Genomic DNA, 16,497 nt, shown 5'->3' on the forward strand with positions numbered 1-16,497 from the left:
AAATAGGTTAAGCAAAAAGCTCGTAACACTACAACAGGGCCACAAAAAAGGAGTACCCATTGGATACTCCCTTATTTTATATAATTTAGCTAGAAGCTGCGCTACCTTTGATGCTTAGGCGTAGTACCCCAAGCATTTTTCTTAGCTGGACGCTTCTTGCTATTAGCACCTGCTCCCTGCCCTGTGGGGGCTTTGCCACCCTGTTTATTTGAGGAGCCTGACTTATTTGAACTGCCAGCTTTTCCTTTTGGCTTTCTATCGGCAAACTGATCTTCAGAGAAACGGGTAAAGGCCTTCTTGCCATCTGAGCTCGCTTTCTTGTTGCCCTTATTCGCGCCGCTCTTATTCGTGCCATTCTTACTCTTATTACGCATGGCTTCACGTTCTTGACGTGATTCTGCTGGGACGAGACAGTTGGCACCATTACCAATTAACTTCTCTTTACCCATCTCGATTAGCGCTTCACGGATCATAGGCCAGCCCGCCTCGTCATGATAACGCAGCAGTGCTTTATGTAATTTACGTTGGCGGCCTTTCTTCGGCACACTCACCTCTTCACTGGTGTGCTTAACGTTTTTAAGTGAGTTAAGCTCAGTGTGATAAATCGTTGTCGCGTTAGCCATAGGTGATGGATAGAAGTTCTGCACCTGGTCTAACTTAAACTTTTCGCCTTTTAGCCACAGCGCTAGGTTCACCATATCTTCGTTGGTGGTCCCTGGGTGAGCCGAGATAAAGTAAGGGATTAAGTACTGCTTCTTGCCTGCTTCTTTCGAGTATTTATCGAATAGCTCTTTAAACTTGTCATAAGTGCCCATGCCCGGCTTCATCATCTTGTTCAGCGGGCCCTCTTCGGTATGCTCTGGCGCAATCTTAAGATAACCACCGACATGGTGCGTCGCTAGCTCTTTTACATAACGCGGATCTTCTGAAGCTAAATCATAGCGAACACCTGATGCAATTAAGATCTTCTTAATGCCTGGCAAATCGCGGGCCGCACGGTACAGGTCGATTGTCGGCTGATGATCGGTATCCATATGGCCACAGATATCGGGGAAAATACAGGAGATACGGCGACAGGTTTTTTCAGCTTTCTCACTCTTACAGCCCAAGTGATACATGTTAGCCGTAGGACCACCAAGATCTGATATAACGCCGGTAAAGCCTGGCACCTTGTCTTGAATATCTTTAATCTCATTCACAATCGACTCTTGCGAACGACTCTGAATGATACGCCCCTCATGCTCTGTGATAGAGCAGAATGAACAGCCACCAAAACAACCACGCATGATATTGATTGAGGTCTTAATCATGTCATAGGCAGGGATCTTCTCTTTACCGTACGAAGGGTGTGGCACTCGCTGATACGCCAGACCAAACACACCATCCATCTCTTCGGTGCTTAATGGCCATGCAGGTGGATTTACCCAGATAGCACGCTCAGCATGGGGTTGAAACAGAGCTCTGGCACAACCAGGATTCTGCTCTTGGTGCAAGATTCTAGACGCATGGGCGTAAAGGTATTTATCGCCAGCCACTTTTTCATAGCTAGGCAGTAAGACATAGGTCTTCTCCCATGGCTTAGGGCGAGCAGGCTGTACACTGATAGCCTTAGGCGCATCATTATCGAAAACTTTCACATCCGATGGGCCAGAGAGGTTTTTACAACCAACATCATCTGCCCCATACGGGTTTGGAATGGGGTCAATCTTGTGTAGCTGATCGATCTTACGCGAATCCATGCCCTTCCATTCAGGCAAGGGTTCTTTACGGATCACTGTGGTACCACGAATATTGTGCATTTCACTGAGTGATTCTCCACTCGCCATACGGTGAGATATTTCCACCAGCGGACGCTCGGCATTACCGTAAACTAAGATATCCGCTTTAGCATCTAAAACGACTGAACGGCGCACTTTATCTGACCAATAATCATAGTGAGCGATACGACGTAGGCTCGCCTCTATGCCACCAATGACGACAGGCACTTGTTTAAACGCTTCTTTACAGCGTTGGGTATAAACAGTGACCGCACGATCTGGGCGTTTACCGCCGATATTACCTGCGGTATAGGCATCATCATGGCGCATACGACGCTCTGCCGTATAACGGTTAATCATCGAATCCATGTTGCCAGCTGTTACCCCAAAATAGAGGTTTGGCTTGCCCAGCTTCATGAAGTCATTTTTATTAGACCAGTCAGGCTGAGAAATAATCCCCACTCTGAACCCCTGAGCTTCAAGCATACGACCGATAACAGCCATACCGAAACTGGGGTGATCCACGTAGGCATCGCCTGTGACTATGATAATGTCGCAGCTATCCCAACCTAACTTATTCATCTCCTTACGAGACATAGGTAAAAAAGGCGCCGCTTTCGTTTGATCTGAGCGGTATTTGGGATAAGTAAAAAGAGTGGATTCAACTTGCATGAGTCATAAAGCCTAGCTATCTAATGGTGAAAAATCATTCGCGCCCATTAACGGGACGCGGATTATAGCAGGGGACACACCATCTAGGCGAACAAAAAACGAACAAAAGTAAAGAAAAGCGGCTTTAAGATAGAAATACTCGTTTACCCTTAAAACCTGTGTGGCCTTTTGACAAGCTAAGCTTTACCGCTTAACTTGTCCTATGCCGCTCATGAGTTAGCTAAATAACCCATCGAATCCAGAGTGAAGTGAGTTAGGTTAAACACAGCTAAGATCAAAATGACCGACCAGCTCAGTAAACCTCCCCAGAAACGCCCTAGGTGATAGCCTCCACGACCTTTAGTTAAACCTACGGCATGCAGGCAGCGCCCCACTAACCAAGTGATACCAAGCAGGTGCATATAGATAGCAGAAAGACTATTCAACTCGGCGACCAGCAACAAAATCATTGCAATTGGGGCATTTTCAACTAAGTTAGCATGGACACGATTAGCTATTCTCAGCTCCTCATTACCTGAGCTGCCAAGCCCTATTTTATGTTTTCGGCGCAGCTTAATCACCCTCATCGCAAAAGCCACCACTAAGATTGCAGTGAGACTGATATAAAGACCTGAGATTACCACTGACATATGTGTTCCTTTTCCTTGGGTAGGTTGTTTTTACGATCAGCATTACAACATACAGCAAAGATGTAAATATTTTCCAGACGATTAACCTTTTTTCCACAAACTAGGTTAATATGCGCTCGTTTGATGGAAACGGTAATTTAATCCAAAACAGGCCTAACGAGTGAACAACGAAGAATTTATAACAAAACGACGATTTATCATTAAGTTAGGCAAGTCGTTACATAAATTTGGTACCCCTGCTTACCGACTAGAAGCCCACCTTCAAGCGGTCACTCAACTCTTGGGGTTGGAGGGATATTTTCTAATCTCCCCCACAGCTATGACCTTTGTGTTACAACATGACACAGACCAAGAATATAACCATGTCGCCCGCGTTAATCCTGGCGAGTTAGATCTTGGCTCACTTGCCAGAACTGATGAGCTGGTCGAAGAACTAGTTTCCGGAAAGCGCACGCTTTCTGAAGCACTAGAACGCCTCGAAGAGATAGCTAACAAACCTAATCCATACAGCAATAGGCTCACCCTACTTGCATTTGGTAGCTCTGCAGGTGCCTTTGCCATGCTGATGGGCACCAGTTGGAACGATGTTTTCTGGTCAGCACTGTTAGGCCTTATGGTTTATGGCTTAGTTTACCGTGCAGAGCGTTCTAAGCGTATGGCTGAAATGCTAGAACCTTTAGCCGCGATACTCTGTGCGGTTATCGCCAGTGCAATCTCTCACGTCGACCCCAATATCAATATGCCAGTAGTGATCTTATCCGGGATCATTATCTTTATTCCCGGGTTAGCCCTGACACTCGGTATGGCAGAACTGGCCGCAAGAGACTTAATATCTGGAACAGCACGCATCATGGATGCCTTCATGCTGCTGTTTAAGCTCTACTTTGGTGTCATTTTGGGTATGGTTGTTGGCAGCGCTATTTTTGGTGACGCCATAGGTTTCGACCCAGACCCTGTGCCACAATGGGCTATCTGGTCTGCAGTCCCCATTCTTTCGATGGCGCTGGTGATCATATTCAAGGCACGAATGAAAGATGCTCCCTGGGGCATACTCGCCGGGATAGTGGCCTTCTTCTCCTCTATGCTAGGCAGCATCTACCTCGGAGACTCTATCGGTATCTTCTTCGGCGCATTTGCCGTTGGTGTCTATTCAAACTTATTTGCTCGCTGGATGAAGGCCCCCGCCTCTATCGCACTCTTGCAGGGGATCGTCATCTTAGTCCCTGGCAGTAAAACCTATATTGGCCTTAATACGCTTATTTTAGGCGAGACCATGCTCAACCAATCACATATAGGCACGCAAATTTTCCTTATTTTTATGTCGTTAATTGCGGGATTAATATTCGCTAACGTCGCAGTGCCTCCAAGAAGAACGCTTTAATAAGTGATGATGTCACTGAGCGCTAATATATCAAATTAGTGCTCAGTAATTTTTACCCTTTCGCATTTTCCTCTGCACCCTATACCCAGCCTGATGTGTCTCTTAAATTCAAACTAAAACTGAATAAAAATCACCCATTTATTTTCGGTTTCTCCTTGACTAACGCCGACTCCGAGTGTGTTATTAAGTTGTAATAAAATTTTTTAAATTGCGCAGCCAAACATACACTAAAAGTGTATAAGGCCTTTATATGATGGGATTAAAGCGGATTTTATCTCTATCTATTCTTTGTTTTTTGGCAAGCATGCCAAGCAGAGGAGACGAGGCCAGTGTACCTACTTCATCGGTATTGGCAGCCCAAGAGTGGGCATCTCTTCCAAGCAATAAAAAAACGTCTAAAGAGCCTATATTGATCCGCAAGATCGTGGTCTCCAGCCACCCTATCTTTGATGAATCAGAACCGGATACCTTTTTTATTCACCACTGGGCCAACTACCTACATATCAATACCCGTGAGCCTGTCATCATCAACAAGCTAGATTTCGGTGCTGGGGATGAGGTCAGTCAAAAAGATCTGGATGAAGCCCAGAGAATACTCAGATATGAGCCCTACCTTCGTGACGCCAAAGTCACAATCGCTGAGCCCGCCCCCGATGCGGACATCACCGAAGAGGGAGAAACTTTATTGGTTGAAACTTGGGACAATTGGTCTCTTTTACCCACATTGAGCCTTAGTCGAAGCGGCGGTGAGAGTAAATTTTCAGTGGGATTAAAAGAGGATAACTTTCTTGGTTATGGCATACGAACCCGTCTTAAATACAGTTCAGATGCCGATAGAACTGGTTACAAGTTTGCCATAGAAGCCCCATTAGAGAGCTTTGTTCAACACTCTAAAGTTGCGTTCCATTATGATGAGAATAGCGATGGCCAATCGACACAATTCTACTTCAATAAACCTTTTTATACACTCAATACTCAAGACATGTACTCAGCCATGTACAGCGATGACCTGCGTGTCGATACAGTAAAACAAAATGGTATCGATATTAATGAGTTTGAGCATCAGCACGATTTTAATAGCCTAGTATATGGTTGGCGCATCACCCTAAATGATGACTCACGTTCTCGTATTATTACTGGTGTGACACAAGATCGCAGTCAGTTCGATAATCTTGAAACCTATCCTGACTCTGCACTCCCTAAAGACAGAGACTTCCTCTACCCTTGGCTAGCTTACGAGTACCTTCAAGATGATTTTAGAGTGCTCAATAATGTCCACCTTATCAACTATAACGAAGACTTTAACTTAGGTTGGCATCACTACTTTAAACTTGGCTTAGAAACCCAAGATACCAATGACGGCTCACCTCTGGGTTATCACCTCAATTGGAAAACAACCCGAGGTTACCAAGCTGGTCAGGAGTTATTGCTGCTTAGCTTTGATGGCCAGGGCGTATTTGCCACCAGCCAAGATGACTTTTTTCAGGTCAATATAAACGCTGAATACTTTTATCAAATAGATCCTAAATGGACTGTCTATACAAAAACCAGACTCAGTACTTCACAAAATAATTACTTAGATAAACCCTTTGCACTTGGCGATGATACAGGCATCCGAGGCTATCCTAACGACTATCAACACGGTGACAACCAGTGGCTGTTTACCTCTGAGATTAGAAACTATCCCAATATAAACTTGTATCAATTAGCTGAACTGGGCTGGGCTGCATTTGTCGATGTAGGGCAAGCCTTTGGTGGACCCGATGATAATAATGAGATCAACGGGCCAATTGGTAGCGTCGGCATAGGGGCGCGCATCTACTCCTCCCGTTCAAGCTATGGCAATGTCGCCCATATCGATTTCAGTGTCCCCTTTACTACTGGCGTTGAAGTAAACAGTTGGGAGTGGCGTTTTCAGGTCAGAAACCGATTCTGATTGAGGCGAGATATCACTGATACACGTATGTTTACAGACTAGACTTATCTTTATGGAACTTAGAGTGACTCTTTATGCTTCGTTACAGCCTCTTACTTATACTGCTTTTCTCTACGATTTTTCAGTCCCATGCTGAGTCGTTGAAGATCGTATGCCATGAATTTGCCCCCTTTAGCTACGAAGATGAAAACCATAACGTTACAGGGATCTTAGTTGAAATAACCAGACAAGCCTGCAAGAGTTGGGAGCACTCATGCGACATTGAACTCTTGCCCAATAAGCGCGCTAAACAAGTTTTTCACAGTGGCTTAGCCGAAGGGCATTTTCTTGGTTGGAATGCTGAACGCGCCAACAGTATCTGGTTCTCAGTTCCCCTGCTTGAAACTGAATATGGCTTCTACACACTCAAACATAAAGAGGTCAAAACAATTAACCAACTCGCCGGCAAAAATATCGGCGTTTTTGCTCCCTCAAACACTTACCAATCTTTGCTCGATATAGATAAAAGAGTGCAGCAGTCGGGCATGCCAGCTATGCATATCTATCAGTTTAATTCAGCCAATGAGCAACCATTGAAAATGCTATCGATTGAACGTTTCGATGCCTATTTCGTCAACAGAGATGTTGGCGCGTTTTATGCCCACCAGCTCGGCTTAAATGGCCTAGACTATCTGGGTAGCGAAGACAAGATTCATTATTTTCTTGGATTTAAGATGAGATATAACAACTACGACATCATTAAATCTTTCAATCACCATTTAGATACCCTGTTACGTCAGGGCGAATTTGATACCTTATATAAACAGTGGAAAATGCAGCCTCCCAGCCTGCCCCAATCTGAATACTCCCCGTTGAATATCCCTTTTTAATTTTTTGCCAACTTAATGGCTATGCCCTTGTGAAAGATTGATCATCACTACACCAGCAGCGACAAAGATCATTCCCACCCAAGCCGTCGCATCCAGGTGTTGACGATAAAAAAGCGCCGATAACATAGTCACAGTCACTATGGCTAATCCTGCCCATAGAGCATGCACAACACCAACAGGCATCCCCTTCATCGCCTGACCTAAAAATAGAAAGGCAGTGAGATGTCCCAAGATAACCATAGCCGCAGGCAAAGGTCTGGTAAAACCATCGGTCGCCTTAAGTGCCACATGGGATAACGCTTCAGCCATTACCCCTAACAATAGAAAAACCCAACTCATAAATAGCTACCTTATCTGAAACAGATCAAATTCCGCATGTGTTAGCGAGATGACATATCTACCGCTAAACCTAGTCACACCAAGTAAGATAAATGTTCAGGCATAGCCTATTTGCTATGCCCGAACCTTAAACGTCTTACTTATCGAAATGAATAACAGTACGGATACTCTTACCTTCATGCATAAGGTCAAAAGCTTCATTAACCTGCTCTAGCCCCATGGTGTGAGTAATAAAATCATTTAACTGAAACTCACCCGCCATATAACGCTCAACGTATTCAGGTAACTCTGAGCGACCTTTAACACCACCAAATGCAGAGCCTTTCCATACTCGGCCTGTTACTAATTGAAATGGACGAGTTGAGATCTCTTGGCCTGCACCAGCAACACCAATCACCACTGATTCACCCCAACCTTTATGACAACACTCAAGTGCACTACGCATCACGTCAACATTACCAATACACTCAAATGAGTAATCTACGCCACCATCGGTTAGCTCAACAATCACATCTTGGATTGGTTTGTCGTAGTTCTTAGGGTTAATAAAGTCTGTTGCACCTAACTTACGTGCTAATTCAAACTTACTTTCATTAATATCGATAACTATGATGCGTGCCGCCTTTGCCATAGAGGCACCAATGACAGCCGAAAGGCCAATACCGCCCATGCCGAAGATAGCAACGGTAGCGCCCTCCTCAACTTTAGCTGTATTCATAACAGCTCCCATACCCGTAGTGACACCACAACCCAGCAAACATACTTCCTCTAAAGGCGCTTCAGGGTTCACTTTTGCTAGTGATATCTCAGGTAAAACGGTGTACTCAGAGAACGTTGATGTCCCCATGTAATGGAAGATATCTACGCCATCTTTTGAGAAGCGCGTAGTACCATCTGGCATTAAACCTTTACCTTGAGTCTCACGGATCTTCTGACAAAGGTTAGTCTTACCGGACAAACAATATTTACACTCACCACATTCAGGTGTGTACAGAGGAATAACATGGTCACCGACTTGTACGCTAGTCACTCCTTCACCGATAGACTCAACGATTCCGCCACCTTCATGACCTAATATACAAGGGAAGATCCCTTCAGGATCATCACCTGAAAGTGTGAACGCATCGGTGTGACAGACGCCAGTGGCGATCATCTTGATACGTACTTCGCCAGCTTGCGGTGGCATTACATCAACAATTTCCATTGAGAGTGGCTCACCGACAGCCCAAGCGACTGCTGCTTTTGATTTGATTGTTTGTGCACTCATTTATCTTCTACCTTTCATTCTATTCAAGGCCAGCCATCTGCTCCCTTGTTTGTATGGCAGCTATTATAGCTATCTCACACAAGGTGATAATCCACCTACCAAGCAAATAACCTTTACCGTACAGTAACAATCCAGGTAGCCGTTCTCATTAATATGCTTTAACGATCTTCTCGCCTTAATATAAGTGCAGCTTTTACGCTTAGCTTGCTCAATAAAGCCTAAGGGATCACCTCGGAAACCAGCCAGCCAATTATTACAACTGAGTAAAAGTTATTTACCTTTTACACCAATTGTTCCTATTTAAAGCCAAATTATAATAGCCGCCATCAGATATCCCAGTCTCAATACACTAAATTGAAACTAAGCATTAAGCCCTGGGAGTCATCAATCAATATATGTAAAGCACCGCTCAGGGTGCGCGAAGGAACTATTATGTCTCGTGTTGTTATTGTCGGCGGTGGTGCTGCCGGGCTTGAGTTGGCCAGTATGTTAGGCCGCTCAGTAAATAAAAATGATGAAGTTATCTTAGTCGATGGTGAAACCCACCATTACTGGAAACCAAGGTTCCATGAAATTGCTGCTGGCACATTCGATAGTGATTTAGATACCTTATGCTACTTCAGTCATGGGGCCAAAAATGGCTATATGCATTATCAAGCTTGGATGACAGATATCAATCGAGCAGATCAGCAGCTGATCGTCCGTAGACCCAGCGGTAATCTAGATACAATCAATTATGATTACCTAGTGATTGCTATTGGCGCGATCAGCAATGACTTTGCCACTCAAGGAGCACTTGAGCACTGCTTGTTCCTGGATACTCCAGAGCAAGCACGTGACAGCTGGCAACAGATAAGCTCGTTACTGCGCTCAGGTGAGCAGCGTACTGTCAATATTGTAGGCGCTGGTGCTACAGGGCTGGAGCTAGCCGCCGAGCTGGCAAAAGTAAGTAGCAAGCTCGCTCAGAACCCTCACGCAGCGAAGCTAACAATCAACTTAATTGAAGCAAGCGATAGAGTCTTGCCAAATAGTCCGTTAAAGATGTCTAAACATGCACAATCAACCCTAGAGAAATATGATATCAATCTTATGCTAGATACCCGCATCTCCCATGTAACAAGCCATAGCATGACCACCAGCAGTGGTCTCACTATAGATGCTGATATTCAGTTTTGGGCAGCGGGTATTAAGGCCCCTGATTGGTTAAACAACATCGCTGGGTTAGAGAGTAATAATGTTAATCAGCTTAAGGTGCATCAAACACTAGCAACAACCTTAGATCCACATGTATTTGCACTGGGTGATTGTGCTGCCATTCCACAAAGTGATGGCACTATGGTGCCACCCAAAGCGCAAGCAGCAAACCGCGCCGCTGTACACCTATCAAAAAGCTTAGTTGGCTTAATGAAGGGTAAGGCATTGAAGCCATTCGTCTACAAAGACGGTGGCATGGTGGTAGCTATTGGTCATAACTTTGCTATCAGCACTATGATGAATGACAGACTAATATTGAAAGGCCGTTTAGTACGTCGCCTCTACGACACTATCTTTCGCTTACATCAAAAGACAGTCAGTGGCCTATTTACCATGTCACGCTTGATCATAGCTAAAAGGCTGAAGTGTATTTTTCAGCCGAGTAGGTAGCATAGCCTCACAATAATCAAATTAAATAGATAGCCGTTTACTATGAAGTAAGCGGCTTTTTTTATGCGAAAACCTCTATAAATATGCTTTGATATTTACTTATAATGAGATCTGCTCACGATGAGCCCACACCATGGTATCGCCCCACAAAGGCAACATCCACACACCGCTTTCATCATCCTGATAAAGCTGCCTCAAAACCATCCGCTCATTTTGAAGTACACTTTTACGGATCTCTCGATAGATGGTAGCAGACTCTTTAGATAATGTTTGCGGTCGAGTGAATGTTCGATCGTTAATATCAACGAGAAAAGTTTTAACTGTTTTGCCATCAACCTTGGATTGCTTAAGTTTAAAGTCACCACTAAATTGATACCGTATAGAGATCTCTTTAAGTTGATCGTCAGTAATACAGGCTGCGGCAACCAGTTTTCCTCTTATGTCCGAGTCAAAAATCAGCGATAAACGCACATCGGCACGCACAACATTCTTACTCTCGGAATAATAGTAGACATCGGCGCGAAAAATATCCTCTACCACCCCTTTATCGCTACCCTCAAACTGATCTAGCAGTATCTTATTATAGGTAACCTGTTCCATCCTTAATTTCGTATCGGCGAGCCATTGAATATCGAGCGGAGCAATAGGGGCGACAATAGAGCGAACAAGGTTAAGTGGCTGGCTGTCCACGCAGTTCTTTTCAAATTCATTGCATAAGGCTATAGATTCATACTGGCCATTATCAAACATAAACATCTGTTTATCTGAGCTGTTATTTAAAACAGCATCATAGTTAACCCAGTTATCGAACTGATGTTCGACAGGAACGCGTTGATCGTGCTGATTATCTAACAGGACTGTATTGGCTAAAGATGGTGCTTCAGCTAAAGCAAAACTCCTCTCCGTAATGGAGGCTATGTTGGGCTCGGTGATTAATGACAGGGTATTCACGACTCTTTTTAGACTGCCAGTAAAATGCAATGTGGCGATAACGACCAATAACCCGACTAAAGATAGCCATCGGTAAATAAAATTTCTCCGGTGTTGAGCTGTGCTAGGCATTACCGCAGCTTTAGTCGTTATTTTCCCAGAAGGCTCAAAATCACCCATATTGCTTTTTTCGATATCAGTGCTGGTAAACGCTTGCTCTTTGAAGCCAGCAGTATCGACAATACAGAGGCTATAGCCATAACGGGGAATATTTTTAAGTTCAATCTCATCTTGGCTAGCAAGCTTTTTTCGTAAGCTACTCATACATTGAGTCAAAGATGAAGGAGCAACAACTCTCTGTGGCCAACCAGCATCATTTAGTACTTCTTTGCTAACCACTTCACCAACATGTTCGACTAAACATTTTAAAACTTCTAACTCCGCAAGTGACAGTGCACTTCGACTCGAACTTTTAAGATCAACTAAGTCTCTAGCATCTAAGTCTATAATTAAAAATTCTGTAATTTTCACAATCTACCCCTAGCGACTACTTAATACGTAGATCCATAGCAGCACATGCTATACGATTTAACGATTTACAATGCTGATATAATGCTGAGTTCTGTCTAAATAACTCATACATTCTTAATATTTGTGATCCCTGTAAAAAGGCCCTAGAAAAATCCTAGGGCCAAATACTTATAATCAAAACTTTGCAGGAGATGAATTTTTGTTATTTCAGATGATGAGATTCCTTCAGATTATTAAGGCTATGACATACATTACATGACTCTTCTCCAGTGTACTCATCAAGTGTTACACCAAACTGTGCACCGTTTTGCTTCATATGAGCGACGACTTCAGCACGGACTTGCTTACGATCCTCTCCCTCTTCAGCTGCACGCTTACCGTGACAACTTAAGCATACGGCAGCAGTAGGCGAGACGTACGCATCAGCGACACCATCAACAGCATAACGGCCATTCACAGGGTTAGTTGGATCGGTATAGCTATCCATATAATCTAGATCTAATGCTAAGGGCTTACGTCCAACAAGATATTTGGCATCGAAGCTATCATCTGTATGACACTTGGTACAATTAGCCAGATCGGCAGAGTAATCAACGTTACGTCTCCACCCTTCGCCACTTTGGTTAGCTCGGTTATTCGCATGCATTGCATGGATCCACACTTTCTGATCGGGGTGGCTCATGGTCAGCTGCTCAACATAATCCTTATCACCTTGCTTTGTATGGGCATCGCGAATCACCTGAGTGGGTACCACGTTGGCATTATGACAAGCCATGCACTCTTCTGCAGCATTAGAGGCGGTAGTCCAATCACGTTCACCACGAGGCATCAAATCTTTCAATAGAATTTGTTCATTGCTATCAACATTGCCAGAGACACAAGTTGTGCCGTGAAACTCACTATCACCCGCTTTTGAGTGGCAGTTACGACAGTTCAACGTCATCTGCACAAAACCATCTTCAGATGTTGTTGTGCCATGGCAATCACCACATAGCTCATTGGTCACAATTTGACGGCGTGGACGCTCCTCCATCAAGCCTTCGGTATTGAAAAACTCTAGCCAGTTATAGCCCGCAGCACCGTTACTCCAATCAGTCTCACCGTCACAATCCATAATGTTCTCGCCTGCAGCATCCATACAGAACCAGATACGTGGAGAGATGGTGCCATATAGATCTGTCACATCACCTTTGAACTTATCTTCCATTGAGAAGGGACCTATCTCATAAGTCGTCTTACCATTTTTATAATCAACAACAATGGGCTTCTCTGAATAACCTTCATATGGTCCTTTATTGGTATGTACGCGTAATACCTTGCCGCGCCCATCAGCAACGCCTTCTCCAAACCCTAGGCCTTGATCATGATCGCCCCAGTTGATATAAAACTCGGCATAGTAGAGGTAGTTAACTTTATCTAGCTGTTCATTACGCGATACACCATTCTTATCTAAAATATCGATCGTAACTTGAACGAATGAGCCCTCTTTACCCTGATTTTCTTCAGCTTGTGGCTGAGAAATCATCTTAGCGTCGGTTACTGTTAAGTGCAGATTCTTACGGCGCTCATTTTGTCCTTGGTATGTGCCAAGATGTAAACTTTCAATCACATCAGGTGTGTGGCAATTTGCGCACTGAGCGTTATCGGCATAGGGCCAATGATTGATCCCCTCTTTGAAGTCAACCTCTGTATGACAGGTTACACAAGTCTCTGCTGTCGGTACTTCACGCCAGTTAGCATAGTCAGTTGCCAGCTCATTTTCAGAGTGACAGTTATCGCAACCGCCAACTGGCGCTGAAATAACACCAACATGAACTTCATGGGCCAGCATAGGAAAGACTTTATTCGCCTCACTCATCTTGTTATCGGTATGGCATGAAACACAGGTTTCAACCTCTGTATATTTACCACCATGAATAGAAAAGTCATCATGACATCCGACACAGTTTTGATTATTAACCACATTTTTGCTGTATAAGGCCTCCTCGCCCTGAGCTCTGAAGTCATAGTGAGTGTTGGCGTAGGATAACTCTGTTCCTCCTACCGCTTCCCCACCGGTACGTAAGACTAACCTTAGCGTCTTTTCATCTGTAACCGTAAAAGATGGTTCGGCAGTAACATCTTTATCGAAACTGTATAGGTAGCTACCATCTTGATTATCAACAAGGGTTCCACACTTAGAATACTTACTCGCAGGGCAAGCTTCAGAACTCAATAAGCTCCAGCGACTTGCATCACCTTCCACGCCCTCTTCAAGCCCTGAAAGGATAAAGCCAAAGTTCTCTAAACCAACAACAGGTAATTCTTTTTCATTGGTTACTGTAAAAGTAATATCAGACTGATTACCTACTGAGATTCTATCCACTTCAACATTCAGTACTTTTGCATCTGTTGCCACTGGAATACTTGGCTGGCCTGGCGCTCCATCTTTACCATTTTCGCCATCATCACCTGAACAACCCGTAAGGGCTAATCCAATAAACGTTGCTAAGGTTGCAACTTTCATATTGATTCGTTTCATCATCAACTCCACTCTCTTGTCTATAAACCCTCTTTTTTTGGGGCAAGAGAAATGTATCGAATCAACAGAAACTAAAGTGTGACAACCTCGATTGCATTTCATGCAATATCTTCTAGCGAGAGTTCCCCCCCAAAACCAGCGACAGATGTAAACAACAAGTAAACAAACACCCCTTAGCGAGAAGCCCAAATGTTAAGTCAAGGTTAAGCCAGCTTATTTATTCGTGATTGTTAGCACATTTCAAATTCACAAAAGCTAACAAAAGTCTGAATAGTTACCAACAGGTAGGATTTCGAACCGTTTTGCCTGTTAGAACAAAAAATGTTTTTTGATCTCGTCGACGATAACCCATAAAAAAACAATCAAGATTATATGATTGAGCGGCTTTATTTGAACTGCGTAGCGAGTGAGCTAACCTTCAGCCACATAGTAAAATGGTGTAATGAGCCATAGTTATGACGATACTAACTGATAACAAAAAGCCTGTTTACCTATAGGTAAACAGGCTTTCTTTCATTAGGTGACATTTATAACCGATAAGCTGATGCTTTCAGGCAGAAACGTAAAAGGCCCAACATAGCTGCGAGGCCTTCTACTTTTATTAGGTGACATTTATGCCCGATAAGCTGATGCTTACAGGCAAAAACGTAAAAGGCCTCACATTGCTGTGAGGCCTTTCGTGTAAATTAGGTGAGTTGGCCGATAAGCCGGGTCTTGTCGTGGACAGTTATTCATCTAGGCCTGCAATCGCTCACAGGCTCAAGCGACCTACCCGGTTCCAACGCGAGCCGCGCCGTATGGAACCCTATTTGGTCTTGCTTCGGGTAGAGTTTACCTTGCAACGACTATTACTAGCCGCCCGGTGCGCTCTTACCGCACCCTTTCACCCTTACCGACCTAATCGAAATTAGGAAGGCGGTCTCCTCTCTGCTGCACTTGTCGTCGGTTCACACCGCCCAGGAGTTACCTGGTACCCTGCTCTATGAAGCCCGGACTTTCCTCCCCGTTCTTGCGAACGCGGCAACTGTCTGGCCAACTCGGCGCGGATTATAACGAGTGTTAGCCATGACAGCAACACTATCTTGCTCTGATAGTGATGCGGTGACTTTCTCTTAGCACGAAGGCCACACTAAAAAACTAAGCAATACGCTAAGAAGCAACTCTTATAAGCCTATCTCTAAGCCATATTTATACAGAGCGTTTTTCTTTATGCCATAGATTTGGCCAGCGATTGCTGCTGCTTTCTTCAAAGGTAGCTCTTCGACAAGGATCTTAAGGGTATTAACCACTTCGGTCGGAATGCCTGAGTCCTCTGCATCGTTACGATAGCCATGACACATTAGAACGATTTCACCGCGTTGCTGGTTGGGATCATTCTTTACTGTTTCTAGGACCTCACTGACAGGACCAGATAAAAATGTTTCGAAAGTCTTAGTCACTTCTCGCGCCATCACTATCTGACGTTCTTCACCTAACGCAGCTAATATAGACTCCAAGCTGTGAACGATTCGGTGAGGAGATTCATAAAAGATAAGCGTTCTTGGATCTTCTTTAAGCGCAGAGAGTTTATCTAAGCGTCCCTTCTCTTTTGAAGGTAGAAATCCCTCAAAGGAGAATCGGTCTGAAGGTAAGCCTGATGCACTTAACGCTGTAATTGCAGCACAAGGACCTGGTAAAGGGATTACGTTATAACCCGCTGCGCGTACCGCAGTCACTAAGTGATAACCAGGATCGGAAATTAACGGTGTTCCCGCATCAGAGATCAGAGCAACAGGCTCACCATTACTCAATTTTTGAATAATCCAATCTGCTCTGTCTCTTTCATTATGATCATGAAGCGCTGTTTTACGTGTTTCTATGCCAAAATGGCTAAGCAATTTTCCACTATGACGGGTGTCTTCACAGGCAATTAATGCCACGTTATTAAGCACCTCAATGGCACGCGAACTGATATCGGCAAGGTTACCAATAGGGGTTGGAACTATGTAAAGAGCGACCGCCAGATCCATATCTACCTCGGT

11 protein-coding genes and 1 other RNA gene are annotated in these 16,497 nt (G+C 44.2%); 4 read left to right on the forward strand and 8 right to left on the reverse strand.

The annotated features are described in order from the left end of the window. Positions 1-101: 101 nt before the first annotated feature. The gene (locus tag BM736_RS12070) at positions 102-2,429 is read right to left on the reverse strand and encodes a YgiQ family radical SAM protein (protein ID WP_076412363.1); all 2,328 of its coding nucleotides are present in this window, start codon (positions 2,427-2,429) and stop codon (positions 102-104) included. A gap of 209 nt (positions 2,430-2,638) precedes the next feature. After that, positions 2,639-3,058 carry an MAPEG family protein gene (locus tag BM736_RS12075; protein WP_076412365.1) on the reverse strand — a complete coding sequence of 140 codons (420 nt, stop codon included), beginning with the start codon at positions 3,056-3,058 and terminating at the stop codon, positions 2,639-2,641. Positions 3,059-3,218: 160 nt separating this feature from the next. Between BM736_RS12075 and BM736_RS12080 the strand changes: the two genes are divergently transcribed. From BM736_RS12080 to BM736_RS12090, 3 genes are all read left to right on the forward strand, one after another. Beyond that, entirely contained in the window at positions 3,219-4,439 is a 1,221-nt protein-coding gene (locus BM736_RS12080) for a threonine/serine exporter ThrE family protein (RefSeq protein ID WP_076412368.1), read from the forward strand. Between the two features lie 250 nt (positions 4,440-4,689). After that, positions 4,690-6,375, forward strand: coding sequence for a hypothetical protein (locus BM736_RS12085; protein ID WP_076412370.1), 1,686 nt, complete (start codon positions 4,690-4,692; stop codon positions 6,373-6,375). 74 nt (positions 6,376-6,449) lie between these two features. After that, positions 6,450-7,244, forward strand: coding sequence for an ABC transporter substrate-binding protein (locus BM736_RS12090; protein WP_076412372.1), 795 nt, complete (start codon positions 6,450-6,452; stop codon positions 7,242-7,244). A 12-nt stretch (positions 7,245-7,256) separates the two neighbouring features. Here the strand turns inward: BM736_RS12090 and BM736_RS12095 are convergent, their stop codons facing one another. Next, the gene (locus BM736_RS12095) at positions 7,257-7,583 is read right to left on the reverse strand and encodes a multidrug efflux SMR transporter (RefSeq protein WP_076412374.1); all 327 of its coding nucleotides are present in this window, start codon (positions 7,581-7,583) and stop codon (positions 7,257-7,259) included. Positions 7,584-7,719: 136 nt separating this feature from the next. Next, positions 7,720-8,850 (reverse strand): S-(hydroxymethyl)glutathione dehydrogenase/class III alcohol dehydrogenase, encoded by a 1,131-nt coding sequence (locus tag BM736_RS12100; protein WP_076412376.1) that lies wholly within the window; start codon positions 8,848-8,850, stop codon positions 7,720-7,722. Between the two features lie 432 nt (positions 8,851-9,282). Between BM736_RS12100 and BM736_RS12105 the strand changes: the two genes are divergently transcribed. Further along, positions 9,283-10,494, forward strand: a complete 1,212-nt coding sequence (locus BM736_RS12105) for an NAD(P)/FAD-dependent oxidoreductase (protein ID WP_076412378.1) — start codon at positions 9,283-9,285, stop codon at positions 10,492-10,494. Between the two features lie 99 nt (positions 10,495-10,593). Here BM736_RS12105 and BM736_RS12110 read toward each other — a convergent pair whose 3' ends face one another. The 4 genes from BM736_RS12110 to rsmI form a co-directional block, all read right to left on the reverse strand. Continuing rightward, complete coding sequence (locus BM736_RS12110) at positions 10,594-11,955, reverse strand: transcriptional regulator (protein ID WP_076412380.1); 1,362 nt, start codon at positions 11,953-11,955, stop codon at positions 10,594-10,596. A 202-nt stretch (positions 11,956-12,157) separates the two neighbouring features. Next, positions 12,158-14,476 carry a cytochrome c3 family protein gene (locus BM736_RS12115; RefSeq protein ID WP_076412382.1) on the reverse strand — a complete coding sequence of 773 codons (2,319 nt, stop codon included), beginning with the start codon at positions 14,474-14,476 and terminating at the stop codon, positions 12,158-12,160. Between the two features lie 687 nt (positions 14,477-15,163). After that, positions 15,164-15,516, reverse strand: an RNA gene (gene rnpB, locus BM736_RS12120) — RNase P RNA component class A. A gap of 123 nt (positions 15,517-15,639) precedes the next feature. Then, entirely contained in the window at positions 15,640-16,485 is an 846-nt protein-coding gene (gene rsmI / locus BM736_RS12125; RefSeq protein ID WP_076412385.1) for a 16S rRNA (cytidine(1402)-2'-O)-methyltransferase, read from the reverse strand. Positions 16,486-16,497 lie beyond the last annotated feature (12 nt).

The sequence above is a fragment of the Shewanella sp. UCD-KL12 genome (assembly GCF_001957125.1).
Classification (GTDB): Bacteria; Pseudomonadota; Gammaproteobacteria; order Enterobacterales; family Shewanellaceae; genus Shewanella.